General features: G+C 68.6%; 25 protein-coding genes. 14 read left to right on the forward strand and 11 right to left on the reverse strand.

Annotated features, from left to right (window positions below; genetic code table 11):
* Positions 1 to 133 precede the first annotated feature (133 nt).
* From J9315_RS03365 to J9315_RS03375, 3 genes are read left to right on the forward strand one after another with little or no spacing between them, the layout of a single operon-like run.
* Positions 134 to 1,258: a M4 family metallopeptidase gene (locus J9315_RS03365; protein ID WP_211978813.1), complete on the forward strand. Its 1,125-nt coding sequence runs from the start codon at positions 134 to 136 to the stop codon at positions 1,256 to 1,258.
* Positions 1,255 to 1,731, forward strand: a complete 477-nt coding sequence (locus J9315_RS03370; RefSeq protein ID WP_211978814.1) for a hypothetical protein — start codon at positions 1,255 to 1,257, stop codon at positions 1,729 to 1,731. Before J9315_RS03365 ends, J9315_RS03370 begins: the two co-directional genes overlap by 4 nt.
* A 52-nt stretch (positions 1,732 to 1,783) precedes the next feature.
* On the forward strand, positions 1,784 to 2,683 hold the full coding sequence (locus tag J9315_RS03375; RefSeq protein WP_211978815.1) for a tryptophan 2,3-dioxygenase family protein: 900 nt from the start codon (positions 1,784 to 1,786) through the stop codon (positions 2,681 to 2,683).
* 76 nt (positions 2,684 to 2,759) lie between these two features.
* On the opposite strand, the gene J9315_RS03380 is transcribed toward J9315_RS03375, so the two are convergent.
* Both J9315_RS03380 and J9315_RS03385 read right to left on the reverse strand, forming a co-directional pair.
* A complete protein-coding gene (locus J9315_RS03380) occupies positions 2,760 to 3,575 on the reverse strand; it encodes an alpha/beta hydrolase (RefSeq protein WP_211978816.1) in 816 nt (271 codons plus the stop codon).
* Positions 3,568 to 4,449, reverse strand: coding sequence for an SGNH/GDSL hydrolase family protein (locus J9315_RS03385; RefSeq protein WP_232623687.1), 882 nt, complete (start codon positions 4,447 to 4,449; stop codon positions 3,568 to 3,570). Before J9315_RS03385 ends, J9315_RS03380 begins: the two co-directional genes overlap by 8 nt.
* Positions 4,450 to 4,706: 257 nt before the next feature.
* Between J9315_RS03385 and J9315_RS03390 the strand changes: the two genes are divergently transcribed.
* Together J9315_RS03390 and J9315_RS03395 are read left to right on the forward strand one after the other, a co-directional pair.
* Positions 4,707 to 5,975 carry an amidohydrolase gene (locus J9315_RS03390; protein ID WP_198499582.1) on the forward strand — a complete coding sequence of 423 codons (1,269 nt, stop codon included), beginning with the start codon at positions 4,707 to 4,709 and terminating at the stop codon, positions 5,973 to 5,975.
* Entirely contained in the window at positions 5,972 to 7,846 is a 1,875-nt protein-coding gene (locus J9315_RS03395) for a threonine/serine exporter family protein (RefSeq protein WP_232623686.1), read from the forward strand. The genes J9315_RS03390 and J9315_RS03395 overlap by 4 nt, the downstream gene beginning before the upstream one ends.
* Positions 7,847 to 7,904: 58 nt before the next feature.
* Here J9315_RS03395 and J9315_RS03400 read toward each other — a convergent pair whose 3' ends face one another.
* Positions 7,905 to 8,606, reverse strand: coding sequence for a uracil-DNA glycosylase (locus J9315_RS03400; protein ID WP_198499581.1), 702 nt, complete (start codon positions 8,604 to 8,606; stop codon positions 7,905 to 7,907).
* Between the two features lie 187 nt (positions 8,607 to 8,793).
* On the opposite strand from J9315_RS03400, the gene J9315_RS03405 reads away from it, so the two are divergent.
* The 5 genes from J9315_RS03405 (at position 8,794) to groL (ending at position 14,252) form a co-directional block, all read left to right on the forward strand.
* Positions 8,794 to 10,260: an aldehyde dehydrogenase family protein gene (locus J9315_RS03405; RefSeq protein ID WP_198499580.1), complete on the forward strand. Its 1,467-nt coding sequence runs from the start codon at positions 8,794 to 8,796 to the stop codon at positions 10,258 to 10,260.
* A gap of 408 nt (positions 10,261 to 10,668) precedes the next feature.
* Positions 10,669 to 10,935, forward strand: a complete 267-nt coding sequence (locus J9315_RS03410) for a DUF3263 domain-containing protein (RefSeq protein ID WP_137826675.1) — start codon at positions 10,669 to 10,671, stop codon at positions 10,933 to 10,935.
* 3 nt (positions 10,936 to 10,938) lie between these two features.
* Positions 10,939 to 11,598 (forward strand): LytR C-terminal domain-containing protein, encoded by a 660-nt coding sequence (locus J9315_RS03415; protein ID WP_198499579.1) that lies wholly within the window; start codon positions 10,939 to 10,941, stop codon positions 11,596 to 11,598.
* Positions 11,599 to 11,876: 278 nt separating this feature from the next.
* The gene (locus J9315_RS03420; RefSeq protein ID WP_009376446.1) at positions 11,877 to 12,080 is read left to right on the forward strand and encodes a cold-shock protein; all 204 of its coding nucleotides are present in this window, start codon (positions 11,877 to 11,879) and stop codon (positions 12,078 to 12,080) included.
* A gap of 534 nt (positions 12,081 to 12,614) precedes the next feature.
* The gene (gene groL / locus J9315_RS03425; RefSeq protein WP_198499578.1) at positions 12,615 to 14,252 is read left to right on the forward strand and encodes a chaperonin GroEL; all 1,638 of its coding nucleotides are present in this window, start codon (positions 12,615 to 12,617) and stop codon (positions 14,250 to 14,252) included.
* A gap of 105 nt (positions 14,253 to 14,357) precedes the next feature.
* On the opposite strand, the gene J9315_RS03430 is transcribed toward groL, so the two are convergent.
* Entirely contained in the window at positions 14,358 to 15,125 is a 768-nt protein-coding gene (locus J9315_RS03430) for a DUF1707 domain-containing protein (protein WP_198499577.1), read from the reverse strand.
* A gap of 175 nt (positions 15,126 to 15,300) precedes the next feature.
* Here J9315_RS03430 and J9315_RS03435 point away from each other — a divergent pair, with 175 nt between their 5' ends.
* The 4 genes from J9315_RS03435 to J9315_RS03450 all read left to right on the forward strand — a co-directional run bounded on the left by J9315_RS03435 (position 15,301) and on the right by J9315_RS03450 (position 17,927).
* Positions 15,301 to 16,050 carry a sulfite exporter TauE/SafE family protein gene (locus tag J9315_RS03435; RefSeq protein WP_198499576.1) on the forward strand — a complete coding sequence of 250 codons (750 nt, stop codon included), beginning with the start codon at positions 15,301 to 15,303 and terminating at the stop codon, positions 16,048 to 16,050.
* 172 nt (positions 16,051 to 16,222) lie between these two features.
* Positions 16,223 to 17,053, forward strand: coding sequence for an OadG family protein (locus J9315_RS03440; RefSeq protein WP_198499575.1), 831 nt, complete (start codon positions 16,223 to 16,225; stop codon positions 17,051 to 17,053).
* Positions 17,053 to 17,280: an RNA-binding S4 domain-containing protein gene (locus tag J9315_RS03445; protein WP_198499574.1), complete on the forward strand. Its 228-nt coding sequence runs from the start codon at positions 17,053 to 17,055 to the stop codon at positions 17,278 to 17,280. Before J9315_RS03440 ends, J9315_RS03445 begins: the two co-directional genes overlap by 1 nt.
* A 134-nt stretch (positions 17,281 to 17,414) precedes the next feature.
* A complete protein-coding gene (locus J9315_RS03450) occupies positions 17,415 to 17,927 on the forward strand; it encodes a M23 family metallopeptidase (protein WP_232623685.1) in 513 nt (170 codons plus the stop codon).
* Between the two features lie 43 nt (positions 17,928 to 17,970).
* Here J9315_RS03450 and J9315_RS03455 read toward each other — a convergent pair whose 3' ends face one another.
* The 7 genes from J9315_RS03455 to J9315_RS03485 all read right to left on the reverse strand — a co-directional run bounded on the left by J9315_RS03455 (position 17,971) and on the right by J9315_RS03485 (position 25,589).
* Positions 17,971 to 18,567, reverse strand: a complete 597-nt coding sequence (locus J9315_RS03455; RefSeq protein WP_198499573.1) for a hypothetical protein — start codon at positions 18,565 to 18,567, stop codon at positions 17,971 to 17,973.
* A gap of 99 nt (positions 18,568 to 18,666) precedes the next feature.
* The gene (htpX, locus tag J9315_RS03460; RefSeq protein ID WP_198499572.1) at positions 18,667 to 19,578 is read right to left on the reverse strand and encodes a zinc metalloprotease HtpX; all 912 of its coding nucleotides are present in this window, start codon (positions 19,576 to 19,578) and stop codon (positions 18,667 to 18,669) included.
* A 131-nt stretch (positions 19,579 to 19,709) separates the two neighbouring features.
* On the reverse strand, positions 19,710 to 19,994 hold the full coding sequence (locus tag J9315_RS03465; RefSeq protein ID WP_198499571.1) for a hypothetical protein: 285 nt from the start codon (positions 19,992 to 19,994) through the stop codon (positions 19,710 to 19,712).
* On the reverse strand, positions 19,994 to 20,740 hold the full coding sequence (locus tag J9315_RS03470; protein WP_171007134.1) for a PspA/IM30 family protein: 747 nt from the start codon (positions 20,738 to 20,740) through the stop codon (positions 19,994 to 19,996). The genes J9315_RS03465 and J9315_RS03470 overlap by 1 nt, the downstream gene beginning before the upstream one ends.
* Positions 20,741 to 21,137: 397 nt before the next feature.
* Positions 21,138 to 21,425 (reverse strand): WXG100 family type VII secretion target, encoded by a 288-nt coding sequence (locus tag J9315_RS03475; protein ID WP_198499570.1) that lies wholly within the window; start codon positions 21,423 to 21,425, stop codon positions 21,138 to 21,140.
* 370 nt (positions 21,426 to 21,795) lie between these two features.
* Complete coding sequence (locus tag J9315_RS03480) at positions 21,796 to 23,886, reverse strand: trypsin-like peptidase domain-containing protein (protein ID WP_198499569.1); 2,091 nt, start codon at positions 23,884 to 23,886, stop codon at positions 21,796 to 21,798.
* Positions 23,883 to 25,589: an ATP-binding protein gene (locus J9315_RS03485; RefSeq protein ID WP_232623924.1), complete on the reverse strand. Its 1,707-nt coding sequence runs from the start codon at positions 25,587 to 25,589 to the stop codon at positions 23,883 to 23,885. Before J9315_RS03485 ends, J9315_RS03480 begins: the two co-directional genes overlap by 4 nt.
* Positions 25,590 to 25,654: the final 65 nt, after the last annotated feature.

Consider the following 25,654-nt stretch of genomic DNA (forward strand, 5'->3'; position numbering starts at 1 on the left):
GCCGAGGAGGTCGAGTGGTGGCCAGGTCCGCCGCGGCGGTGCGGTCCAGCCAGTCCGACCGAGGCAACCCCTGTTGCTGCGCAGTGGAGGCAACTCCCATTGAAATCTCGGACGGAAGTGAGAGCCTGGTCACATGACACGCACTGATCTGCCATCGCTGTCCACCGTCGTCCCGCCCTACCTCCTCAACGCCATCGCCGAGAACGGCGCGACGAAGTTCCCCAAGGCCGCCGTCGCCGCCCGCTCCTTCCTCGCCCAGGACCAGCGGGTCCGTGAGCTCCGCGCACAAGGGCTGCGCACATCCGGCGACGGTGCCACCGCGCGGACCGTCAGCGCCGACCAGCAGGCCGCCGGAGCAGGACCGAACCGCCAGGTCCACGACGCTCAGAACAAAGAGGACCTCCCCGGTGTCCTCGCCCGCGCCGAAGGGGACGCCCCCGTCGCCGACGAGGCGGTCAACGAAGCCTACGACGGCCTCGGCGATTCCTACGCCCTCTTCTCCGAGGCCTTCGGCCGGGACTCCCTCGATGACAACGGGATGCCGCTCATCGCGAGCGTCCACTACGGTCAGGACTACGACAACGCCTTCTGGGACGGCCGCCTCCTCGTCTTCGGCGACGGTGACGGCGAAGTGTTCACGAGCTTCACCGGGTCCCTGTCGATCATCGGCCACGAACTCAGCCACGGCGTCATCACGAACACCGCCGACCTCGAGTACTTCGACCAGCCCGGCGCCCTCAACGAGCACATCTCCGACGTCTTCGGTGCGCTGACGGAGCAGCACGCGGCCGGTCAGTCCGCGGAGGATGCGACGTGGCTCATCGGGGCGGGCATCTTCACCGAGGCGGTCACCGGCAAGGCCCTGCGCTCGATGCTCGAACCCGGCACCGCCTACGACGACGGCGTCCTCGGCAAGGACCCGCAGCCGGCGCACATGGACGACTTCGTCACCACCGAGTCCGACAACGGCGGCGTCCACCTCAACGCCGGGATCCCCAACCGCGCGTTTGCGGTCGCGGCGACGAGCCTCGGCGGGCCGGCGTGGGAGACCGTCGGTCCCGTCTGGTACGCCGTGCTCACCGGTCCCGCCATCACGACGAAGACGGATTTCGCCGAGTTCGCAGCGCTCACCGTCGCCGAGGCGGCCGAGCAGTTCGGTGAGGGCTCCGACGTCCACGACGCCGTCATCGAGGGCTGGACGACCGTCGGCGTCGACACCGGAGCCTCCCAGCGGGGCAACCGCGGGAGCAGCTGGTGAACGCCGAGTCGGCTGCCGGCGGGGCAGCGGGCGACGGTGGTTCGGCTCCGGGCGGTGGCTCAGCACAGGGCGGTGGTGCCGACAAGCGCGGCTTCGGCCACGTCCTCGTCGAACGCAGCGGCGGGATCGGCGGCTTCCTCCTCGTCTGGGATCTCAACATCGACGCCACGGCGCAGCCGGAGCAGCTCGGCGAACGGGTCGCCGACCTGCCCTGGCCGCACCGGGACGACGGCTGTGATTCGGGAAGCGGGGGCAGTGAGGGTGCCCAGAGCAGTGCAGGCGCCGGGAGCAGTGCCGCCGGCGCACAGGCCGCCCCCGGGCCCTCCTCGGCCGACCGGTACGTCTACCTCATCGAGAGCCGCTTCGGCTCTGCCCGCTTCGGGGAGAAGGAGCTGACGGGGGAGTGGAAGGACCTCGTCGACCACGTCCGCGACGTCGCCGAACCCGAACGCCGCCCGCCCGGCGGGAAGTGACCGGGCACCCACCCGATGCAGGCCCGGCGCCCGCCCATGACATGCTGGTGGGATGACACACGACACGTCGACGGCTGAGAAGAACGAGCGCGCGCTCGAGGACGAGATCCACACCGACCTGCGGGAGCAGATGACGTACGGGTCGTACCTCGACCTCGACGATCTGCTCAGCGCTCAGCATCCGGTGAGCAGCCCCGAGCACCACGACGAACTGCTCTTCATCATCCAGCACCAGACGACCGAGCTGTGGTTCAAGCTCGTCATCCACGAACTCCTCGATGCCCGGCGGCTCATCGCCGCCGACCAGCTGCAGCTCGCGCTCAAGCGCATCGCCCGGGTCAAGCACATCCAGAAGACGCTCACCGAGCAGTGGTCGGTGCTCGCGACCCTGACGCCGAGCGAGTACGTCGGCTTCCGCGACGAGCTCGGCCAGTCCTCGGGCTTCCAGTCCTGGCAGTATCGCGCCGTGGAGTTCCTCCTCGGCAACAAGAACAAGGGCATGCTCAAGGTTTTCGACGCAGAGCCCGAGGCCCAGGCCGTGCTGCGGCAGTACCTCGAGGAGCCGAGCGTCTACGACGAGTTCCTCCGCTTCCTCGCCCGCCGCGGACTCCCGGTCCCGCAGCGGGTCCTCGACCGGGACGTGTCGGTCGCGCACACCTTCGACGAGGAGCTGCTCGAGACCTTCCGCATCATCTACGAGAACCCGGAGGAGTACTGGCTCGAATACGAGAGCTGCGAGGAACTCGTCGATCTCGAGGAGAACTTCCAGTTCTGGCGCTACCGCCACATGCGCACGGTGCTGCGCATCATCGGCATGAAGCGCGGCACCGGGGGCTCGAGCGGCGTCGGCTTCCTCCAGAAAGCCCTCGACCTCACGTTCTTCCCCGAGCTCTTCGACATCCGCACCGGCATCGAGAACGGCCCGGGCACGCAGACGGCTCCGAAGCACTGAGCCACTGTCCGGGCGCTCGGTACCCCTGCGCCGCGGAGGACAGCCCTACCGTGTTCAGCGTCCGGACGGCGGCTGCTCAGCGGTCGGCGAGGAGGAGCTCGATCACCTGCGGGAAGTACGACGACTCGGGGTCGACGAGGTCCATGTGATCGGCGCCGGGCAGGATCGTCAGCGGCGCCGGATAGTTCTCGGAGAACGACACAGCGACGATCCCGTCGGCGTCACCGTGGATGATGTGCGCATTGGCGCGGGCCGGAATGAGCACCGCCCGGGAGCGCGGATCCTGCCACAGGTAGGCCGCGAGATCCTCCTGGGGAGGCGCCCCCATGTAGTCGAGCACCGCGCCGTCGGCGAGCCCGTCGTTGACCTCCCGGAGCAGATCCGAGATCGGCGCGAGCGGACGCAGACGGAACTCCGCGCCGTCCTCGCCGAGGTGGCTCGCCCAGCTGAGCACGAGGCAGCCGCCTGCCGAATGACCGGCGACGACGGGCCGCTCGCGCGCCGCAGCGGGCACGCCCCACGCCGCGAACGCGTCCTGGGCGAACCGAATCGCGGCGGTGACATCGGTGAGGCAGCGCGGCTGCCCGCCGATGCGCCCGTACTCGACGAGCACGCAGAGCAGACCGCGACCGGCCAGGTCCTGGGCGAGCGGTCGCGCGTGGACGAAGTCGATAGATGGCCGGAAGTACCCGCCGTGGACGAAGATCACCACCGCCGAGGCGGTCGCCGGGTCCCCGTGGACCTCGACGAACTGGTCGGCATCGTCCCCATAGGCGTGGCGGACCACGTTCGGTGCGGTGCCGAGGGTCTGGCCGAGGGCATCGAGGGCGTCGCTGCGCTCATCCTCGGTGGGGCGGTGTGCCGGCGACCCCGGATTCGTCGATTCAGTCATTCCTGCCCTCACTCACTGCGTCATCGCTGATGATGCGTTCGACCTCGACGTCCCTGCCCTCGACGTGCTCCTCATCGACGACGATGCGCTTGACGGGCGAGAGATCGGGAACCTTGGGGGAGAGCTTGTCACCGGAGGACTCCCCGCGCAAGCGCCTGCCCACCCACGGGGCGAGGTGCTCGCGCGCCCACTTCGACTCCTCGACGACGACCTCGCGGGTCGTCCGCGGCGTCCGCGGCGGCATCCCGAACCCCGTCGTCGGCAGCGAATGCCCCGACTCGAGCGTCGCGAGCGCCTGCCGGGCGACGAGGTCGTGACCGGTCGGGGAGAGGTGGATCTTGTCCTCGGCCCACATGTCCTCGGCGTAGAGGGGACGCAGCCCCCACACGTCGACCATGTGGCAGCCGTGGCGCTGCGCGATCGTCCACAGGTGCGCGTTGTAGACGCCGACGCGGGGGCGGACCGCCCGCAGCAGGGGCGACATCGTCTCGGTGTCGAAGCCGTTGGCCATGACGACCTCGATGCCCTCCTCGCGCATCGCGATGACGGCGCGCTCGAACTGGTTGGCGAGACCGTCGATGTCGGTGCGCGGGCGCAGGCAGTCGTTGCCGCCGGCGCAGAAGCTCACGAGGTCCGGTTTGAGGTCGAGGACCTTCGGCACCTGCTCGTCGATGACGCCCTGGAGCAGGCGGCCGCGGATCGCGAAGTTCGCGTAGAGGAGCTCGGGCCCGGCAGCCGGCGAGTCGACGAGGAGCTCGGCGAGGCGGTCCGTCCAGCCGCGGAAGCGATCGGGGGTGCCGTCGGGGTCGGGGTCCATGAGGCCCTCGCTGAAGGAGTCGCCGATCGCGACGTAGGAAGTGATGGTCTCGAGCATCGCCCTCTCCTTGACTCATTGATCCGCTGCGTCCAACCTATACCCATGATCAGGCCAGGTGTACCCGTGAGTAGCCGCGGAGTCTGAGCGGTGACGACACGGTGACTGTGCCGCCTCGGCACGTCGTCTGTGCCGGCGGCCCACGCCCGCGCAGAGGTCGCCGCGCACTCCGATCGACGGCATGGTCCAGGCGGTGTGCGGACCCCCTCGTGGCGTAGACTCGTCCCGTCGCGAACCACCGCCGTCGAAGGAGCACGATGTATCGTTCGGTCCCCGTTCCCCCTCGCCACGATGTCGCCATCACCGGTGCCCGCATCCTGCCGATCGCGAACGCCGACGGCACCCGGGCCGAACCGATCGAGACCGGCACGATCGTCCTCTCCGACGGCGTCATCACCGCCGTCGGCGCCGATGTCGAGGTCCCCGAGGGTGCTGAGGTCATCGAGGCCGCCGGCCGCTGGGTGCTGCCGGGCTTCATCGAAGCCCACGGCCACCTCGGCGTGCATGAGGACGGCGAGGGCTGGTCCGGTGACGACACGAACGAGATGACCGACCCCAACGGCGCCGGGCTGCGGGCGCTCGACGGCATCGACCCCGCCGACCTCGGCTTCAAGGACGCGCTGCGCGGAGGGGTCACCTCGGCGCTCATCAAACCCGGATCGGGCAACCCGATCGGCGGGCGCACCGCCTTCGTCAAGACCTGGGGACGGATCGTCGACGAGATGCTCGTGACCGAGGACCTCTCGGTGAAGTCCGCGCTCGGGGAGAACCCGAAGCGGGTCTACGGAGACAAGAAGGTCACCCCGTCGACGCGGATGGGCACCGCGAAGATCATCCGCGACGCCTTCGTCGACGCGCAGAACTACCAGGCCAAACGCGCCCATGCCGAAGCCGAGGGCACCCCGTTCGAACGCGACCTCGTCAGCGAGACCCTCGCCGCGGTCCTCGACGGCACCCTCGCCTGGGACCAGCACTGCCACCGCGCCGACGACATCGCCACCGCGATCCGACTGTCCGAGGAATTCGGGTACCGGCTCGTCATCAACCACGGCACCGAGGGCCACAAGATCGCCGACTACATCGCCGAGAAGGGCATCGACGTCATCCTCGGACCCCTGATGACGAGCCGGTCGAAGGTCGAGCTGCGCGACCGGACGCTTGCCACCGCGGCGGCGCTCGCCGAGGCGGGGGTGCGCATCGCGCTGACGACCGACCATCCGGTCATCCCCATCAACTTCCTCATCCACGAGGCCTCGCTCGCCGTCAAGGAGGGCCTCGACCCCGTCGTCGCCCTCGAGGCGCTGACGATCAACCCGGCCGCGATCTTCGGCCTCGACGACCGCCTCGGCTCGCTGGCTCCCGGCCGGGACGCCGACCTCGTCCTGTGGTCCGGTGATCCCCTCGACCTCGATTCGCGGGCCGAGCAGGTCTTCGTCGACGGTCGCCGGGTCTACGCATTCGACGCCGACACCGGCACCGCCGAGGTCGCCGACCCCTTCGGCCCGACTCTCATCAGCGAGCCGTGACGCAGAGGCCCCCTGACCGCACCGGGAACGGAGCCGACGAGGCGACTCCGGTCGACGCGAACGAGGCCACGACCGCCGAGGTGTCCGTCGAGGCGACGACGACGGCCACCGAGGTCACCGCCTACGAGGTCATCGTCGAATCCGCCGCGGCCGCCGCCGAGGCCGAGGACGCGACGACCGCGGACATCCCCCTCGACCGGGGGCAGGGCGCCGAGGTGGTCCGCGACCAGGAGCAGGCGACGGGACCGGTGAGGAACCGGGAGCAGACCCAAACCGGGTCGACGGCGCTGCGCGAACTCCTCGAACGCACCCGCGCACAGCGTCTGGCCGAACTCCAGAGCACCGGTGCACCCAAGCCGCGCGGACCGAAACCCGGAAAGCCGCGCACCGACACGACCCTCGGCGCCTCCCAGCGGGTCGCCCAGCGGGTGGCCCGGCGCACCGTCGGCCGGCTCGTCACCGGCACCTCGGTCAACACCCAGCCGGTGCCGATCATCACCGCCCTCAAGGGCACCCCGTACCAGGCGCCCGTGCAGGCGAGCGAACCGAGCGAGGACGAGGCGCGGATGATCCTCGACCTCGCCGCCGACATCGCCGCGATCATGATGCGCGCCGGCGCCGGCACGAACGACATCGAGGTCTCCGTCATCGCCGCCTGCACGGCGTGCGGACTCGCGACCGCGGAGATCGACCTCACCTCGAACACCCTCGTCGTCCACTATTCGACCTCCGACGGGCGCCTGATGACGGTGATGCGGGTCAACCGCGGCGAGTCGACGCACTACGCGAAGCTCGCCTCCGTCCACAAGCTCGTCTCCGACCTCGTCGACGGCCGCATCGGCTTCATGGAGGCCCGCAGCCGCCTCGACGCGATCCGCTCCCAGCGGCGGCCGTTCAAGGAATGGTTCGTCACCGGGGCCTGGGGGATGATGGTCGGCAGCCTCGTCCTCCTCCTCGGCGGGGGTGCGATCGCGATCGTCCTCGGCATCGCGATGGCCGTCTTCATCTTCGAACTCGGCAAGCTCATCGGCCGCACGAGCCTGCCGTCGTTCTTCATCACCGCGCTGCAGGCGGCGATCGGCACCCTTGTGGCGATGGCGGCGGGGAACTTCGGACTCATCGACTCCCCGCAGTACCTCGTCGCCGCCGCGATCGTCCTCCTCCTGCCCACCCAGGCCCTCTACTCCGCCGTCCAGGACGCCCTGACGAACTTCCCGCTCACCGCCGCCGGGCGCCTGGTCGGGGTGTTCATCTCCTTCGCCGGCATCGTGTCGGGACTGGCGTTCGGGGTCGTGTGCGGGCAGGCGCTGGGCATGCAGCCGATCGAGATCCTCGTGCCCCGCTCCGGGGTCCACGTCGTCGCCGTCATCGTCTCCCTCGGCGCCGCCGCGATCGTCGCGATGGCCGGTGCCGTGGGCATGCAGGCCTCCCGCCGGTTCATCCTGCCCGCCGCCTTCGTCGGCCTCGCCTCGTTCATCACGATGACCTCGCTGACGCTGCTCGGCCTCGACAACGTGCTCGCGAGTCTCCTGTCGGCGACCGTCGCCGGGTTCCTCGCCCGGCCGCTCGCACTGCGGCTCGGGGCGCCGGCGATCGTGCTGACGATTCCCGCGATCTACACCCTCCTCCAGGGGCTCTCGATCTTCACCGCGGTCTACCGCATCGTCGCGGAGACGGAGACGACCTCGTTCGCCGTCGGTCTCTCAGCGCTGTTCACCGCGATCCTCGCCAACGCCGCGCTTGCCGTCGGCGCCGTCCTCGGCAGCTACCTCGCCCGGCCGCTCAAGGGCCGCAAGGCGGAGAAGGTCGCCGATTCGGTGCGCGCCGGGGACACGCCGACCGGTACGGACACCGGCCCGGCGCAGGGCTGAGCGGGTCTGCCCCTGCGCGGGCAATGCCCGGCGGACTTCGTGTCACGCCGGCCGCGCGTCACGCCTGTGCGGGCAGTCGCCAATCGATGGGGTCGAGGCCCTTCTGCGCGAGCAGGTCGCTCGTCCGGGAGAACGGCCGGGATCCGAAGAACCCGCGCGAGGCCGACAGCGGTGAGGGGTGCGCGGATTCGATGATCGCGACCTCGGCGGTGCCCGAGGTGAGCAGGGGAGCGAGGTTCCGGGCGTCGCGACCCCAGAGGATCGCCACGAGCGGCTGGTCGCGAGCGACCAGCGCCCGGATCGCGTGCTCGGTGATCGCCTCCCAGCCCTTGCCGCGGTGGGAGGCCGGCTGACCGGGGCTGACGGTGAGGACGCGGTTGAGGAGCATGACGCCCTGCCGCGACCAGGCGCGCAGGTCTCCGTGGGCGGCCGGGGGCACGCCGAGGTCGTCCGCGAGCTCCTTGTAGATGTTCGTCAGGGACCGCGGCAGGGGCCTGACCTCGGGGTCGACGGAGAAGGAGAGCCCGATGGGATGGCCGGGAGTCGGGTAGGGGTCCTGCCCGACGATGAGGACCGTGACCTCGGACAGCGGTTCGGCGAATGCCCGGAACACCGCGTCACCGGCGGGCAGGTACGATCGGCCGGCGGCGATCTCGGCGCGGAGGAAGTCGCCCATCGCGTGGATCCCGGCCTCGGAGTCGGCGAGGGCCTCGGCCCAGTCGGGGGACATGATCGTGCTCAGCTGCGCTGTCGAGGTCATGTCCGCGAGTCTAGCGAGGACCGCCTCGGCGCCGGGAATCCCACCGCGCAGACCTGCTGTGCACCGCGCGCAGATCGGCTGTGCGCGATCGCGCAGACCCCAGCCGTTCAGCTCCGGCGGCGTCAGAGCTATGCTCGAGACAGCGAGTTCATCGAAGAACCCCTGACTGGCGAGAGGACAGCGAAGTATGTCGGAATTCCCCGAGGCCAAGGCCTGGAAGATGCTCATCGGCGGAGAATGGGTCGACGCCCTCGACGGAGGCACGCACGACGTCATCACCCCCATCGACCGCAACGTCGTCATCGCCACGGTGCCCGAGGGCAAGGAGGCCGACGCCGACCGCGCCGTCAAGGCCGCACGCGCCGCGTTCCCCGGCTGGGCGGGCCTGCCGTTCAAGGAGCGGCAGAAGCTGCTCATCAAGTGCGCCGACGCGCTCGAGGCCGGGTCGGAGGAGCTCGCCGAGCTCACCGCACTCGACACCGGCAACGCGATCCGCACCCAGGCGCGCCCCGAGACCGTCATCCTCGCCGACCTCTTCCGCTACATGGGCGGCGTCGCCGGGGAGGTCAAGGGCACGACCCTGCCGGCCGGTGACAAGCAGTTCCAGTACACGAAGCGCGTGCCCCTCGGCGTCGTCGCCGGCATCCTGCCGTGGAACTCGCCGCTGATGATCGCGGCGTTCAAGACCCCGGCCGCGCTCGCCGCCGGCAACACGATCGTCCTCAAGTCCGCCGAGGACGCCCCGCTGACCATCCTCAAGATGGCCGAGCTCATCGCCGACATCCTCCCGCCCGGCGTCCTCAACGTCGTCACCGGCAAGGGCTCGGTCATCGGCGAGGCCCTCAACGTCCACCCCGACGTCGACAAGCTCTCCTTCACCGGGTCGACGAACGTCGGCCGCCACGTCGCCGAGGTCGCCGGTCATCGCCTCGCGCATTCGTCGATGGAGCTCGGCGGCAAGAGCCCGAACATCATCTTCCCCGACTCCGATGACGAGGACACGGTCGAGCAGGTCCTCCTCTCGACGCGCTTCGCCCGGCAGGGCCAGTCGTGCACGATGGGCTCGCGCCTCTTCCTCCACGAGGACATCTACGATTCGTTCCTCGAGAAGCTCGTCGCCGCGGTGGCGAAGATGAAGGTCGGCGACCCGCGCGACGAGGAGACGGACATCGGCGCGATCATCAACCAGAAGCAGTACGACCAGGTCGAGAACTACATCGAGATCGGCAAGGGCATGGACGGCGTCGAGGTCGCCTACGACGGCCACGGCGAGCTCAACGTCGGCGAGCCCGGCTTCTACCATGCGCCGGTGATCTTCTCGAAGGCGCAGAACGACTGGCAGACGAGCCAGGAGGAGATCTTCGGTCCCGTCCTCTCCGTCATCCCGTGGAAGACCGTCGACGAGGTCATCTCGATGGCCAACACGAACGAGTACGGCCTCGCCGCCTACGTCTTCACGAAGGACCTCGATTCGGCGCTGACGATGGCCGACCGGATCGAGTCCGGCTGGATCCAGGTCAACCAGGGCGGCGGGCAGCTGGCCGGACAGTCCTACGGCGGCATGAAGAACTCGGGCTTCGGTCGTGAGGCCTCGCTTGAGGGCATGCTCGAGGGCTTCACGCAGATCAAGCAGGTCAACATCCGGATCCGCTGAGCGCCCGGCTCAGCCGCGTGCTGGCTCGGCTGCTGCGGCTCGGCTGCGCCGGTGACCCACAGAGGGCAGGGGGATTGATCCCCTGCCCTCTGTCGCGTCCGGGCGTGGCCGCGCGGTCGAGTCCGTGTGCCGGTGAATGCGGGCGCAGGATTCCCTCGCCGAGGCGACCGACCGATGTGATGTCCATGACCCTTGAGCGCCCGCCTCGGCGCTCGTCGGGGGCGGGCGACGGACAGGGCAGACTGCCCCGTGATCGCGCATGAGCGCTGGTCGCGCGGTGCTCACGGTGGTGACCGGGCGGTGCGGCCGGCCCGCTGCGGCGCGGAGGCGGGCGTGCCGAGAATGACAGCCGTGTCATTCTCCCGATAGCATAAGCTCAAAGAAAACTCGTGAAGGAGCAGACCCCCTATGCCGCAGAACGATGGCGCCTCTGAACTGAGTGAGCTCGAGGTGTCCGTTTTGGAGTTCGAGCGGCGCTGGTGGAAGTACGGGGGAGCGAAGGACCACGCGATCCGCGAGCGCTTCGACATGTCCGCCACGAGCTACTTCCAGATCCTCAACTCCCTGCTCGACAATCCTGCGGCCCTCGCAAGCGACCCCATGCTCGTCAAGCGCCTGCGACGCATCCGCACCACGCGCCAGAGCGAACGCGCTCAGGCTCGCGTCTCGAGGTGACACATGGCTGACGACTACGACGACATCGAACCGGGCCGCCGCAGCGGAGCTCATCGCCAGGAGGCGGCCGCTTCGTCGAACGTCGGCGCGATCGTGCTCGTCATCGTGCTCGCCCTCGTGGCCGTGCTACTCGTCGTCGCGGCCATCAACATCATCACCTCGTCGATGCGCAATCCCGAGTCGAACGTCGCCGAGCCCGCGCCGGAGACCTCGGCGCCGGCGACCCCGACGCCCTCGGAGAGCGAAGTCAGCGTCGCCGACTCCTCGCTCACCGTCGACGTCCTCAACGGCTCCGGGGTCTCCGGCGTCGCGCGGGACTTCTCCTCGGTCGTCGAGGAGGAGGGCTGGACCGTCGGTCAGGTCGGCAACTACTCGACGGCCCGCAGCGACTCGGTCGTCTATTACCGCGACGACGCCGATGAGGCGCAGGCCCAGCTCGTCGCCGATGCCCTCGGCATCGAGGCCACCGAGCAGTCGAACGACTTCACCGCCGACCTCACGGTGCTCATCTGCTCGGACATCGCCCAGCGCGGACCCGCTTCGAGCGGCGGCGAATCCGCCGGCACCGAGGAGTCGGGAGCCCAGGGCGGCGGATCGACGGCCGCCGACGGCGCTGGAACGACCGGTGGCGATTCGACGGACGGCAGCCTCGGCGAGGGCTGAGCACTGCGCGACTGACCAGGGTGAACGCCGCTGGAATTCAAATGTAACGAATTGATAACAGTGTTGAGCGAACCTGAGACGCGCACCACGCTGGGGTAGAGTTTTACCAGCTAGGCAAGCACTGCACCTTGTGTTCTGATCGTGCTTCACCGAGATCAATCTCCAGAGGTCAATGAGAGAAATCGCGGGGTCTGTTGAGGTTTACTAGCGTTCGCTCTTCGCCACTGAGCTGTGGGGTCGGGCGAATTTCAAATGACACTGCATTTTATGGAGAAGCAATGGCACAAGGCACCGTCAAGTGGTTCAACGCCGAAAAGGGCTACGGATTCATCACGCTCGAAGGCGATGGCCAGGACGTGTTCGTTCACTGGAGCGCGATCCAGATGGACGGCTACCGCTCGCTCGAAGAGGGCCAGCAGGTTGAGTTCGAGGTCGGAGAAGGACAGAAGGGTCCCCAGGCGGAATCCGTCACCCTCCTCTGATCGTCTCTGATCACATCCGAGTCGGGAGCCTGAGGCTGTCGCAGCATCGGGTCGGCGGTCTGCGCTGATCGTCGACCCCCGAGCTGCTGCGGATCATTCGCTCCGACGTGGTTTGAACGCCGTCGACCGCCGAACGGTCGGCAACGAGAAGACGCCGAGTCGCACGCGACTCGGCGTCTTCTGCGTCGCGGGCGGGGCGCCGGGGACGGCGTTGTCGGCCGTTGATGTCCGGTCGGCCGCGCCCGCTCTCAAGGGCCCGGTGTCGGGCGTTCGCGCTGAGCCGAACACCTCGGCGATGCCCGGAAACGCGCCTGACGAAACGCCCGGAATCACGGGCGTCGGCAGGATTTCGTTTGCACTCTCCCCCTGAGAGTGCTAAATCTAGTACTGGTGAAAACCACGGGATTTCATCAGTCGTCTCGAGAGCGTGGTCCCTGTGTGGAATGGAACATGCGGACACACTCTCTGCCGTCGCGGGCGCTGACGACTGCTCTGCGATTCCAGTCCACTCCATCAGGGAGGATCTAGGCCACTATGGCAAAGATGATTGCATTCGACGAAGAAGCTCGTCGGGGACTCGAAGCTGGTCTCAACCAGCTTGCGGACGCGGTCAAGGTGACTCTTGGACCCCGCGGTCGCAACGTCGTGCTCGAAAAGCAGTGGGGCGCACCCACCATCACCAACGATGGCGTGTCCATTGCCAAGGAGATCGAACTCGAGGATCCCTACGAGAAGATCGGCGCTGAGCTCGTCAAGGAAGTCGCCAAGAAGACCGACGACGTCGCCGGCGACGGCACCACCACCGCCACCGTTCTCGCTCAGGCACTCGTCCGCGAGGGTCTGCGCAACGTGGCAGCCGGTGCTGACCCGCTCAGCCTCAAGCGCGGCATCGAGAAGGCCGTCGCGGCCGTCACCGATGTCCTGCTCGACAACGCCATCGAGATCGAGACGAAGCAGCAGATCGCTGCGACCGCCGGCATCTCCGCCGGTGATCCCGCGATCGGTGAGCTCATCGCCGAGGCGATCGACAAGGTCGGCAAGGAAGGCGTCGTCACCGTCGAGGAGTCCAACACCTTCGGACTCGAACTCGAACTGACCGAGGGCATGCGCTTCGACAAGGGCTACATCTCCGGTTACTTCGTCACCGACACCGACCGTCAGGAAGCTGTCCTCGAGGATCCCTACATCCTCATCGTCAACTCGAAGATCTCCAACGTCAAGGACCTGCTGCCCGTCCTCGAGAAGGTGCAGCAGACCAACAAGCCGCTGCTGATCATCGCCGAGGACGTCGAGGGCGAAGCCCTGGCCGTGCTCGTGCTCAACAAGATCCGCGGCACCTTCAAGTCCGTCGCCGTCAAGGCTCCGGGCTTCGGTGACCGTCGCAAGGCGCAGCTCGCCGACATCGCCATCCTCACCGGTGGCCAGGTCGTCTCTGAGGAAGTCGGGCTCAAGCTCGACAACGTCACCCTCGACCTGCTCGGCACCGCACGCAAGGTCGTCGTCACCAAGGACGAGACGACCATCATCGAAGGCGCCGGTGACGCCGACGAGATCGCCGGCCGCGTGGCCCAGATCCGTGCGGAGATCGAGAACTCGGACTCCGACTACGACCGTGAGAAGCTGCAGGAGCGCCTGGCCAAGCTGGCCGGCGGTGTTGCCGTCATCAAGGCCGGAGCCGCGACCGAGGTCGAGCTCAAGGAGACCAAGCACCGCATCGAAGACGCCGTGCGCAATGCGAAGGCCGCCGTGGAAGAGGGAATCGTCGCCGGTGGCGGCGTCGCTCTCATCCAGGCCGGCAAGCAGGCGTTCGACGACCTCTCGCTCACCGGCGACGAGGCGACGGGTGCGAACATAGTCAAGGTCGGCATCGAGGCGCCGCTCAAGCAGATCGCCACGAACGCCGGACTCGAAGCCGGAGTCGTCGCCGACAAGGTCGCGAACCTCGAACCGGGCTGGGGCCTCAACGCCGCCACCGGTGAGTACGAGGACCTGCTCGCGGCCGGCATCAACGACCCGGTCAAGGTGACCCGCTCGGCTCTGCAGAACGCAGCGTCGATCGCCGGTCTGTTCCTCACCACCGAGTCGGTCGTCGCCGACAAGCCCGAAAAGGCCGCACCGGGTGCTGACGCAGCCGCTGCCGGCATGGAGGGCATGGGCGGCATGGGCTTCTGACCCACGCCCGCCAGGCACTGAGAGAGCCGTGCCATCACCCGCAGGGGTGGTGGCACGGCTCTTCTCATTCCTGCACTTGGCTGACCTGCACTCGGCCTCGCGCGCTCAGTCCCAGGGGTTGCCGCGCCGGCGTCGCCGCTCTTCCCTCCGCCGTCGCAGTTCGTCGGTCGACGGCTCCTGCCCGGGGGCGTAGGGCGGGGCGAGCGGGTGGGGAGGCTGGAGGCCGTGGCCGAAGTTCTCCTCGTAGTCGTCGTCCTGTCGCGGCTGCTCCTCGAGCTGGCGCTTCGCCTCCTCATCGCCGAGGTGGGCCCGGGCGCGCTTCGTCAGCTCCTGTTTGCGTTTGCGGATGATCTCCTCTTTGCCGGTCATCTGCGCGACCGCGCCGAAGAACATCGGGCCGAGGATGAAGATCGGCCAGAAGAAGATGAGGCTGCCGGCGAACAGACTCGTCGCTCCCCAGATGAGCAGCATGAAACCGGCAGGACCGGCCATGAGACCGATGAGGGCGCGTTTGACGCGGTCGCGGTAGAACTTCTCCGCGGCTTCCTGGATCTGCTCGGGCGTGATCGGAATCCGATCATCGCTGAGCTGAGCCAGCGCGCGAGCCCGGCTCGCCTCGTCGAGGTGGTCGGGATCGACGGGTTCGGCCTCGGCGATGACGAGATCGTCGATGAGCGACGGGATCTCTCCGAGGGTCTTCACCCGCGCCGCCGCCTCGGTGCGCTCATCGAACTCCCCGGCATCGATCTGACCGAGCGCATACGCCTCGGAGAGCACGTCGGTGACCACGGCTCGATCGGCATCGGAGGCTCTGACCTGCCCGTAATCGCGCGGGTCGGCGCTGAAGCGGGACCAGAGTGGACGACTTTCCATCTGTCTACTGTAACCCCGCTCCCACGGCCGCAAACCTGGGACGTCGCGGCGAATGCGGCGAGAGAATCTCGTCCGCGACAGCGGCTGTCCGGTCGCGGAGACTCGTCTCCCGACGGGGCGACTCACGGTGCGGGCGCCCCCGCTGAGCGGGGGCGAAACCACTACACTTGCTCAGGTGGAACCTGTGGTCGTGCTCATCCTCGCAGCGGTCTTCATCGGGGCACTCGCACAGCGCATCACCGGAATGGGCTTCGGCCTGGTCTCCGGGCCGTTCCTCGTCCTCCTCCTCGATCCCGTCTCCGGGGTCCTCCTCGTCAACCTCTGCGGCATCGTCGCGGCCGCCACCGTCTTCGCGCGGACATGGCGCGAGGTCGAATGGCCGGTGTTCTGGAAGCTCGCGGTCGGCACGGTCGTCGGCACGGTCCCCGGGGCGCTGCTGACGACGGCGCTGCCGACGGCGTCGCTCCAGGTGCTCATCGGCGCCCTCATCATCGCCTCGCTCGCCGTCTCCCTGCTCATCGGTCGGGTCGGGACGACGATGCCGGCGAACTTCGGCACGCAGTTCTCGGCCGGCTTCGTCTCCGGCACGATGTCGGCAGCGGCCGGGGCCGGCGGACCCGCGGTGAGCGCGTATGCGGTGCTCACCCGGTGGGAGCACCGGCCGTTCGCGGCGACCCTGCAGCCGTTCCTCGTCGTCGGCACCGCCTCGGCGATCATCGCGAAGGTCATCGTCGACGGCGGGGTGTGGCCGCAGCTCGACCCGGCCATCTGGATCGGGATCGGCATCGTCCTCGTCGCCGGCCTCCTCGGCGGGGATCTGCTCGCACAGAAGGTCGCACCGACGGCGGCGCGGATCGCGATGATCGTTCTCGCCTTCGGCGGGGGAGCGGCGACGCTCGCCAAGGGCCTCGGCCTCTTCGGCTGACGACGCTGCGGGGGCATCGCGCTGACCCTGTCTGCGCAGGCCCGCTAACACCCTGCGAGCACCCAGGGGTGCAGGCCGGACAAGCGGAGGCGGCATGCGGGGTTGGCTCAGTCGCTTGCCAGTTTCGTCGGGCATACTGGACAGTGATCCGTCCATCTGGGAGGCATTGATCGTGGGAACAGTATTCCTGCTCATACTCATCGTTCTCGGCACCATCTTCTTCGTCGGCTACCGCAAGGAGAAGAAGCGCAAGCAAGAGCTTCACGCAGCGGAACTCGAACTCGTGAAGAAGGCAGCGGAAGAGGACGTCACCGAGTTCGGTGAGGAAGTCGCCGAACTCGACATCATCACGTCCGGAGTCGAGCTCGACACCGGTGGCCAGCAGGACTACAAGCAGGCCCTCGACTCCTACGACGTCGCGAAGGAGACGCTCGAGAAGGTCGACGAGCCCACCGACATCCGCCACGTCACCGAGGCGCTCGAGGACGGCCGCTACGCCGCGAAGTGCGTGCGCGCCCGTGTCGAGGGCAAGCCGCTTCCGGTGCGCCGCCCGCCGTGCTTCTTCAATCCGCAGCACGGTCCCTCGGTCGAGGACATCGACTGGGCTCCCGCCGGCGGTCAGCTCCGGCCTGTTCCCGTGTGCGCCGCCGACGCCGAGCGCGTCGCCGTGGGCGCCGAACCCGCCGTGCGCAAGGTCGTCACCGGTGACGGTCAGACCCGCCGGGCCTACTGGGAAGCGGGACCGGCCTACGCCGAATACAACCGCGGCTACTTCAACTCCTACGCCGGATCCGGTCTTCTCCCCGGCGTCCTCATGGGCGCCATGCTCTTCGGCGGCATGGGCGGCGGCTGGGACGGCTCGTACGCCGACGGCTACCAGGACGGCATGGGCGCCGACGGCGGCGGTGACGCCGGAGGCGACATGGGCGGCGGAGACGGCGGAGGCTTCTTCGACGGCGGTGGCGACGGCGGCGGCTTCGACTTCGGAGGCTTCGACTTCTGATGGACGTCGTGACCATCCGCGACGAGACGATCAGGCTCGGTCAGCTCCTCAAGCTCCACGGCGTCGCTGAACACGGCGCCATGGCCAAGGACCTCATCGCTGCCGGTGACGTCCGGGTCAACGGCGAGGTCGAGACCCGCCGCGGGGCGACGATCCGTCCCGGCGACCGCGTCGAAGCCCTCGGTGAGGCCTTCGAGGTCGAATCCGAAAGCGCCGGCGAAGCGTAGGCAGAGCCGCCAGGCAGCGGTCGCCGATGATGAACCGGGCCACGGGAGAGGGACTCGATCTCGACTTCCCGTTCCGCGGCCGCTGGCTTGTCCAGAACAGTCCAGCCGATCGTCTGCCCAGTCACGGAACCACAGTGTTCGCGACTGGGCAGGCGATCGATTTCGTACCCGTCGATGACACGGGGAGGACCGCGCGGTTCACCCTCACCTCACTGCTGGCCCCGGAACCGCCGCAGCGCTTTCCCGGCTTCGGCCGCACGCTGCTCTCGCCCGCGAACGGCACGGTCGTCGCCGACGGTCACCCCGACCATCCTGCACACCGTGGACTGCCGTCGCTGAGCTATCTGGCCGCCCAACCTCGCCGCCTGCGCCGCGGGTGGTCTGCGCTCGCCGGCAATCACATCGCCATCGACGTCGGCGGGATCGTCGTCGTCCTCTGCCACCTGCGAAAGCACAGCACCGAGGTGGCCCTCGGGCAGTCCGTCCGCCTCGGTGAGGCGGTGGCGGAGACGGGCAACTCGGGCAACAGCACCGAACCCCACCTCCACATCCAGGCGATGGATCGCCTCGACCCCGAACGCGCCGACGCGGTGCCGCTGCACTTCCGCGGCCGCCTGCCCCGCAACGGCGAGATCATCGAGGCGTGAGCGCAGCGACGCGGTCGGCTGTCGCACCGCGCCGGACGAGGTGTCAGCTGTCGAGGGCGCGGGGGGTCTCGTCCATGCCCGGCGCATCCCAGAGCGGGGACCAGCGGGACATGTCGTCCTCGAACGGCAGCTCGCCGGAGAGGATGCCGCGGACCTGGATCTCGAGCGCATTGTCCCGCTGCCGGGGGCCGGTCGGGGCGAAGGGGTAGAACGTTCCGCGCTTGTACTGGTAGACGAGGGCAAGGCGGCGCCCGTCCGGGTGCGCGAAATAGACGGTCGAGCACAGAAGCATCGTGTCGAAGCCCTGATTGACGAGGGCGGAGTTGACGGCGTGGAGGTTCGTCACGAGGTTGACGGCGTCGCCATCCGCGTCGGAGACGACCTGCCACGTGTAGCCGAAGCCGTCGTTCGTCTGCCGCACACTCGCGGCCGGGTCCGAGCCGATGAGGGCGACGCTCTCCTGCTCGGCGGAGTCGAACGCCGCGCCCTCGACCTGGCGGAAGACGACGGCACCGACACCGGTCGGGACGAATCCTGTCGCCGCCTGCAGGGTGAGCGCGGCCGGTGGAAGCGCGAAGAGGTCGTCGAGGTTGGCGCGTTTGGGTTTGGAGCGTCCCAGGATGGCGTCGAAGAAGCCCATGAAACTCCTCATCGGTGGTGGTCGGTCAGTGGTGGATTCGTCGCCGGTCAGGCGGTCGGTCGCAGTGCTGCCGTGGTGCCCGTCAGCCGGGGCGTCGGCTCACTCCGGCTTCGACAGCTGCGCGGAGATCTTCGCGAGCTGAGCGAGCCGCTTGTCGAGCGAGGGATGGGTGGAGAAGAGCTCCCCGAAGCCCGAGCCGCCGTGGGCGGCGGGGATGAGCGCGAGATGGTTCGCCGAGGCGGTGGCGCGGAGGTCCTTCTCCGGGATCTTGTTCATGTCTCCGCTCAGCTTCGTCAGCGCCGAGGCGAGCACCGACGGGCGGCCGGTGAGGAGCGCGGCCGCGCGATCGGCGGCGAGCTCGCGGTAGCGGGAGAGGCTGCGGATGAGGAGGAACGAGAGTCCGTAGACCACGGCTCCGACGAGGATGAAGAGGAGCTGGATCGGGATGCCGCCGTTGTTGTCGCGGCGCCCGCCGAGGGTCATGTAGTAGCCGGCGCGCATCATCAGGGCGGCGACGACGCCGGTCACTCCCGCCACCGTCATGACGGTGACGTCACGGTGGGCGACGTGGGAGAGCTCATGGGCGAGGACGACCTCGACCTCTTCGCGATCGAGGTTCTCGAGCAGACCGCGGGTCACGCAGACCACGGACCGCTTCGGGGAGCGCCCGGTGGCGAAGGCGTTCGGCGTCGCCGAGTTCGACACGGCCACCCGCGGCTTCGTCGAATCGGAGAGCTGTGTGAGGCGGTCGACCATCGTGTGGAGTTCGGGGGCCTCCTCGGGGGTGACCTCCCGTGCCCCCATCGCCTTCATCGCGATGGAGTCGGAGAAGTACCACTGGAAGAAGAACGCCCCGATGCTGACGACCACCGCGATGATGACTCCGGTCGTGCTGCCGCCGAGCATCCACCAGATGGCGAGGATGAGGACGACGTAGATGAGGCCGTTGAGGAAGATCGTCCACCCCATGCGCATCGTGAGCCCGCTGTCCTTGACGAAACGGTTGGACATCCTCATTCCTCTCTGGTGTTGCAGGTCCGGCCCACTGCCTGGTGAGCAGGCAATGGGCCGGAGGTGTCATCGTCGAACCGGTGCACCGGCGTTCATCGGGATCGTGCTGCGGGGCCGGAGGCCGGTCCGGCTCACGCGGGGTCGGGGATGAACCCTTCGCCGGTGAGCAGCTCGGCGATCTCCGTCAGGGTCGCGTCGACGAAGGGCACGACGACATCGCTCGATCCGAGGTAGTCATCGGAGACGGGCGTGCCGTGGCTGATGACGTAGTCGTGGAGCGCGTTGAGCGCGGACTTCGCCTCCTCCTCGTCACCGGATTCGACGGCGTGTTCGACCTGGTTGTCGTACTTCTGCAGAAGCTCCTGGTCGACGTTCGCGACGTCGTACTGGCCCTCGCCCATGATGCGGATGATCATCACTGACCCTCGCCTTCGAGCGATTTCTGGTTGTTCTTCTCCTGGCCGGCGGGCAGCGATTCGCGCATCCGGGCGAGCTCCATCTCGACGTCGTTCTCGCTGGAGAGGGCATCGAGCTGGGCGCTGATGTCGTCCTTCGACGAGCCGGTGACGTCCTCGAGGGCGCCGGAGGCGATGAGTTCGTCGACAGCGCCGGCCCGTGCCTGCAGGGCCGCGGTCTTGTCCTCGGCGCGCTGGACGGCGAGTCCGACGTCGCCGAGCTCTTCGGAGATGCCCGAGAACGCCTCTCCGATCTTCGACTGCGCTTCAGCGGCGTTGTAGGTGGCCTTGATGGTCTCCTTGCGCGTGCGGAAGGCATCGACCTTCGCCTGCAGCCGCTGCGAGGCCAGCGTGAGCTTCTGCTCCTCGCCCTGGAGGCCCTCGTGCTGGGTCTGCAGGTCGGTGATCTGCTGCGAGAGACCGGACTTGCGGGTCAGAGCCTCACGGGCGAGGTCCTCACGGCCGATCTCCATGGCCTTCTGGGCCTGCCCGGAGAGCTTGTTCTGCTGCTGCTCGAGCTGATTGATCTGCAGTTCGAGGCGCTTGCGGCTGGTGGCGACGTCCGCGACGCCGCGGCGCACCTTCTGCAGCAGTTCGAGCTGCTTCTGGTACGAGTAGTCGAGGGTTTCATTGGGGTTCTCGGCCTTGTCGAGGGCCTTGTTCGCCTTCGCTCCGAAGATCGTCGCGATTCGTTGGAAGATGCTCACCGTTGTCGACTCCTGCTCTGGTCCTGGTCCGACGAGTGCGGTCGGAAACCTCCGGGTGCGGAGTGTCCCGGCCTCGATCGCCGTGAACTATCCCCTTCAGCCTACTCAAAAAGGCTGATAGTTTCCCAGATGTCGGCGAGGGAGAACTACAGATGACTCAGCGTGTCGCGCACGTGCGGACAGCGCGGATTCACCCCCTGATGCGTGACGGCGGACTTGTGGTCGGACTCTGTCGGCCCGCCCCTCAGTCCGGCCTGCGCTCCGGGTGTCCTTGAGGACCCGATCACGGCGCTCGGTTCTGAACCGGTCACGGTGCGAGGAGACGCGGCCGCAGTGCTCGCTCTTGGATCGCTCACGGCGCGAGGAGGTGCAGCCGGAGTGCTCGCTCGTGGATCGGTCACGGCGCGAAGAGACGCGAGTTCGCCGCCTCGACCTCGGAGTACTGGGTGGCTGCGGTGCCGAGCGCACCGTGGATCGAGGTGAGCGATTCGAACAGCTGCTTCTGAGCCCCCTCCCACTGGTTGATCACCGCCTGGAAGTTCTGGGCGGCGCTGCCCTTCCAGCACTCCTGCAGGGTGAGCAGGTTCCGCAGCATCGTGTTCGACTCGGCGATGAGTGCCTGGGACGATGCGGCGGTCGCCGTGGCCGCGGACGAGACGCGTTCGGCGTCGACTTCGAAACTCATGATCTCTCCTCTGATGGTCGGCGAATCGTGGATTCCGCCGTGCTGCGCGAGCGCACCGGGTCAGTGCGGTGACCACGATCCTCATCGGGCGGTCACGGTCGCAAGGGCGTGGAACATCCCTGTGGATACGTGCTGAGCGTCCACAGTCGTCTCGCACACGAGTGTGTGCGTCCTCCACCGCCGCACGAACGCGAGTCACACCCGCAGGCGACCAAGCAGAGCCACACGGGCCCGGGGGAGAAGCCAGCGAGGGGATGTCGCACCTGGCGAGCTGGTGCGCGGAAGTGTCGCCACGCGAACGGCGCCTCCCCGAGTGGGGAGACGCCGTGTCGCAGACGCGCAGCGCCGAGGCGGCCTCGGCGCTCGAGCCTCACTTCAGTTCGAGGGACACCTGGAGGTTCTGCTCCTGGCCGCCGCGGACGATCGTGAAGTCGACGGGAGTGTTGACCGGCTGAGCGCGGACGAGGGCCTGCAGCGACACTGCGCTGTTGACCTTCGTGCCGCCCACGGCGATGACGTCGTCACCGTCCTGGAACCCGGCCGCTGCGGCCGGCGATCCTGCCTCGACGGTCTGCACCTTCGCGCTGGCGCGGGTCACTCCGCCGCTGTTGATCTGCCCGTCGGTGAGGGTGACGCCGAGGAACGGGTGCAGAGCCTGGCCGGTCGCGATGAGCTGATCGGCGATCGACACCGCCTGCGAGGCGGGGATCGCGAAGCCGATGCCGATCGACCCCGACTGCTGTCCCTCCTCGCCGGAGCCGAGTGAGGCGGCGGCGGAGTTGACGCCGATGAAGTTGCCGTTGCCGTCGACGAGCGGGCCGCCCGAGTTGCCCGGGTTGATGGCCGCATCCGTCTGGATGGCGTTCGTGATGGTCAGCTCCCGCTGCTGGGCCGAGGCGTCGTCACCGATGTTCTCCGTGGTCACCGGCCGGTCGAGGGCGGAGACGATGCCGGTGGTCACCGAGTCGGCGAGTCCGAGCGGGTTGCCCAGCGCCATCACGGGATCGCCGACCTGGAGTGCCTTCGAATCGCCCACCGGCAGCGGCGTGACGTTCTGCGGAACCTGATCGAGCTTGATGATCGCGATGTCGGTCGAGGGGTCGCGCCCGACGATGCTCGCTTTCATCGCCGCGCCGCTCTTCATCGTCACCGTGAGCTCTCCGCCTGCGGTGTCCGACGGCGCCACCACGTGGTTGTTCGTGATGACATGGCCCTGGTCGTCATAGAGCGATCCCGAGCCGAGCGCGACGGGACGTCCGCCGACACCGGCCTGGATCGAGACGACGGCCTCGGAGGCCTGCTTCGCGACCTGAGTCCAGTCGGGGGTCTCGATGGTCTGCTCGGCGACCTTGCGCGGGGCGTCGTCCTGGAGGGCGTTGACCGCGTAGCTGCCGCCGAACGCTGCGCCTCCGCCGATGAGCGCGGCGATGAGGGCGATCGCGATCGTCGCCCCCCAGCCCGGTCCGCGCTTCTGGCGCCGAGGCGGTGCTCCACCGCCGTACGGACCCTGATCGCCGGGTCCACCGGGGCCTGACGGGTTCGACCCGTAGGCGGCGGATCCGTAGCTCCCGGAACCGTAGGCGTTCGAGCCGTAACCGCCATACGGTGAGGCCTGCTGGGACCCTGCGGGACCGGTCGTCGCCGAACTCGAACCGGCAGCGGCACCGGCTGCCGCGCCGGCACCCGCCGCCGCGCCGAAGGTCGCGGTCGAACCGGTCGTTCCCTGCTGCCCGGTCCCTGCACCGTACTGGCCCGGTTGTCCGGACCCCGCACCGTACTGGCCTGGCTGTCCGGACCCCGCACCGTGCTGACCCGACTGTCCGGATCCCGCACCGTGCTGACCCGAGCCCGCCCCGTGCTGGCCCGAGCCGGGCGTCGGATTCTGCCCGTACCGGTCGGCACCGGACTGTCCGGACGCCGAGGCGCCGCCCGCGCCCTGCTGGCCTGCGGGGCTGAAGGGACTCGAGGCGCTCGGCTGGTTCGACGACCCGTATCCCGAGGATCCGTAGCCGGACTGGCCCGAGCCTGACTGCTGGCCTGACTGCTGGCCCGAGCCAGGCTGCTGGCCCGAGCCCGACTGCTGGCCGGGGCCCGAGAGGTGGCCGCCGCTCGCATTGCCCTGCGGTGCTCCGGTCACTCCTCGCGAGTTGTCCCCAGGCGTCTGCGCATAAGTCGGCTGCACCCGAGTCGTGTCCTCGCCGCGACCGGTCCCGGGCTGTCCCTGGCCAGGCGCGGCGGGGAAGCTGCGCGTGGAGGGATCGGGCTGCCCCTGACCTGAACCCGGCTGGGACGGGTCGGACGCGGTTGCGCCGTCCCGCCTCGGCGAGGCCCCCTGATCGGAGGTCGGGAAGGTGCGCGGAACGTCCGATGACGCACGGGAACCGTCGGTGGGGAACGTCCGGTAGTCGTCGTCTCCGTGGCGTCCCCGGTTGCGGGGAGTGTTGCCGTCGTTGCTGCTCATCGCTCGTCCTTTCGCGCGTCTGGAGCACTGTCTTCGTTATCTGGGATGGGCAGGTCGACGCGGAAGGTCGCGCCGCCCCCGGGTGTCTGCTGCACGGAGATGACTCCGTGGTGGTTCTCGACGATCGCCTTGACGATCGAGAGTCCGAGGCCGGATCCGCCGGTGTCGCGGGTGCGTGAGACGTCGAGCCGGTAGAACCGTTCGAAGATGCGGGGGACGAGCTCGGGGTCGATGCCCTCGCCGTGGTCGCGGACCTCGAAGCGGACGCGTCCGTTCGGGAAGCCGCGCAGCGACTCGTCGACGGCGACCGTGCCCGCCGCCGTGACGTTGGGGACGATTCCCGCCGGCTCCTGCGCGTCGGCAGGCTCCGCTCCGCTCGCGTCGCCGCGACGGAAGATGCGGACTCCGCCGGTGACGAAGCCGCGCTCCCGGGACTTCTCCTTCGCCCCTGCCTTTCCGCTGTCGTCCGAGCCGGTGGTGCCGGCCTCGGCCGTGGGGTCCTCGGGGAGTCCGACGACGCCGACGGCGAACTCGATCGCCGCGTCCTCCGGGGTGTGGCGGACGGCGTTGCCGGCGAGGTTGACGATGACCTGGCGGATCTTCGACTCCGAGCCGCGGATGAGCGGCACCGGGGAGGCATCGTCCCCGTCGAGGCCGACGAAGCTGATCTCCCGGTCAGGGGCCTGCGCGGCGGCGTCGGCGGCGGCGTCGCGGACGACCTTGAAGAGGTCGATCGGGCCGATCTCCGTCGGGCGCTGCTCGTCGAGCCGGGCGAGGACGACGAGGTCGTCGACGAGGACGCCCATGCGCTTGGCCTCCGACTCCATCCGCTCCATCGCCTGCGCGATGTCATCGGGCTTGGTGATCGCTCCCTGACGGTAGAGCTCGGCGTAGCCGCGGATCGTCACGAGCGGGGTGCGCAGCTCGTGCGAGGCGTCGGAGACGAACTGTCGGATCCGCTTCTCCGACCGCGTCTGACCGTCGAAGGAGTCCTCGATGCGACCGAGCATCGTGTTGAGCGCCGCCGAGAGCCTCCCGAGCTCCGTGTTGCGGGGGAACGTCGGCACGCGCTGGCTGAGGTCGCCGCCGGCGATCCGCGAGGCCGTCTTCTCGATGTCGCGCAGCGGGCGGAAGGTGTTGTTGATCGCCCAGTAGCCGACTCCGGCGACCATCGCCAGAGCGAGGAGGCCGATGCCGATCATCGTGTTGCGGGCGCGCTCGTTGATGTTGTCGATCTCGCGGTCGAAGGGGACCGCGATCGCCACGAGCACGTCGGTGTTCTGCACCTTCATCGCCCGTGCCCGCCACTGCGACTTCGTGCCGGACACCGTGAACGGCCGGCCGCCCTGCGCATAGACATCGGATTCGGTGATCGGCGGCAGCACCGGCTGATTCTTCGGCTCGGGCGCCACGGGATCGCTGATCGCCTTGCCGTCGGTCGAGTAGAACTGGACGTAGAAGCCGCCGGGCAGGAGGCTCTTGAGCTCGTTCCACGAGTTCGAGTCGATCGTCGTCGCACTGCCGTCGCCGCCGGATTCGGTCGACTGCAGCTGCGCCGGGGCGAAGACATCCTGGTAGGCCTGCTTCGCGAGCGTTTCGGACGCGCTGATGAGCCGCTCGTCGGTGCGCTCGATGAGACTGTCGCGCAGGTTCTCGAGCACCCACGCGCTCGTCCCCGAGAGAACGAGCAGCATGAGCAGCATCATGATCCCCAGGAGCTTGGTGGTCAGAGACCACTCCTCCCAGAAACCGGGTCGGGAGGGACGGG

Source organism: Brevibacterium sp. W7.2 (assembly GCF_018137945.1).
Classification (GTDB): domain Bacteria; phylum Actinomycetota; class Actinomycetes; order Actinomycetales; family Brevibacteriaceae; genus Brevibacterium; species Brevibacterium sanguinis.

Bases quoted from the DNA above. Each gene is read 5' to 3' on its own strand.
- J9315_RS03390 (WP_198499582.1), top strand. From the start codon at position 4,707: ATGTATCGTTCGGTCCCCGTTCCCCCTCGCCACGATGTCGCCATCACC.
- J9315_RS03465 (WP_198499571.1), bottom strand. From the start codon at position 19,994: ATGATCATCCGCATCATGGGCGAGGGCCAGTACGACGTCGCGAACGTC.
- J9315_RS03385 (WP_232623687.1), bottom strand. From the start codon at position 4,449: ATGCTCGAGACCATCACTTCCTACGTCGCGATCGGCGACTCCTTCAGC.
- J9315_RS03455 (WP_198499573.1), bottom strand. From the start codon at position 18,567: ATGGGCTTCTTCGACGCCATCCTGGGACGCTCCAAACCCAAACGCGCC.
- J9315_RS03485 (WP_232623924.1), bottom strand. From the start codon at position 25,589: ATGCTGCTCATGCTGCTCGTTCTCTCGGGGACGAGCGCGTGGGTGCTC.
- J9315_RS03410 (WP_137826675.1), top strand. From the start codon at position 10,669: ATGCCGCAGAACGATGGCGCCTCTGAACTGAGTGAGCTCGAGGTGTCC.
- groL (WP_198499578.1), top strand. From the start codon at position 12,615: ATGGCAAAGATGATTGCATTCGACGAAGAAGCTCGTCGGGGACTCGAA.
- J9315_RS03400 (WP_198499581.1), bottom strand. From the start codon at position 8,606: ATGACCTCGACAGCGCAGCTGAGCACGATCATGTCCCCCGACTGGGCC.
- J9315_RS03405 (WP_198499580.1), top strand. From the start codon at position 8,794: ATGTCGGAATTCCCCGAGGCCAAGGCCTGGAAGATGCTCATCGGCGGA.
- J9315_RS03475 (WP_198499570.1), bottom strand. From the start codon at position 21,425: ATGAGTTTCGAAGTCGACGCCGAACGCGTCTCGTCCGCGGCCACGGCG.
- htpX (WP_198499572.1), bottom strand. From the start codon at position 19,578: ATGTCCAACCGTTTCGTCAAGGACAGCGGGCTCACGATGCGCATGGGG.
- J9315_RS03480 (WP_198499569.1), bottom strand. From the start codon at position 23,886: ATGAGCAGCAACGACGGCAACACTCCCCGCAACCGGGGACGCCACGGA.
- J9315_RS03430 (WP_198499577.1), bottom strand. From the start codon at position 15,125: ATGGAAAGTCGTCCACTCTGGTCCCGCTTCAGCGCCGACCCGCGCGAT.
- J9315_RS03380 (WP_211978816.1), bottom strand. From the start codon at position 3,575: ATGACTGAATCGACGAATCCGGGGTCGCCGGCACACCGCCCCACCGAG.
- J9315_RS03375 (WP_211978815.1), top strand. From the start codon at position 1,784: ATGACACACGACACGTCGACGGCTGAGAAGAACGAGCGCGCGCTCGAG.
- J9315_RS03365 (WP_211978813.1), top strand. From the start codon at position 134: ATGACACGCACTGATCTGCCATCGCTGTCCACCGTCGTCCCGCCCTAC.
- J9315_RS03420 (WP_009376446.1), top strand. From the start codon at position 11,877: ATGGCACAAGGCACCGTCAAGTGGTTCAACGCCGAAAAGGGCTACGGA.
- J9315_RS03445 (WP_198499574.1), top strand. From the start codon at position 17,053: ATGGACGTCGTGACCATCCGCGACGAGACGATCAGGCTCGGTCAGCTC.
- J9315_RS03415 (WP_198499579.1), top strand. From the start codon at position 10,939: ATGGCTGACGACTACGACGACATCGAACCGGGCCGCCGCAGCGGAGCT.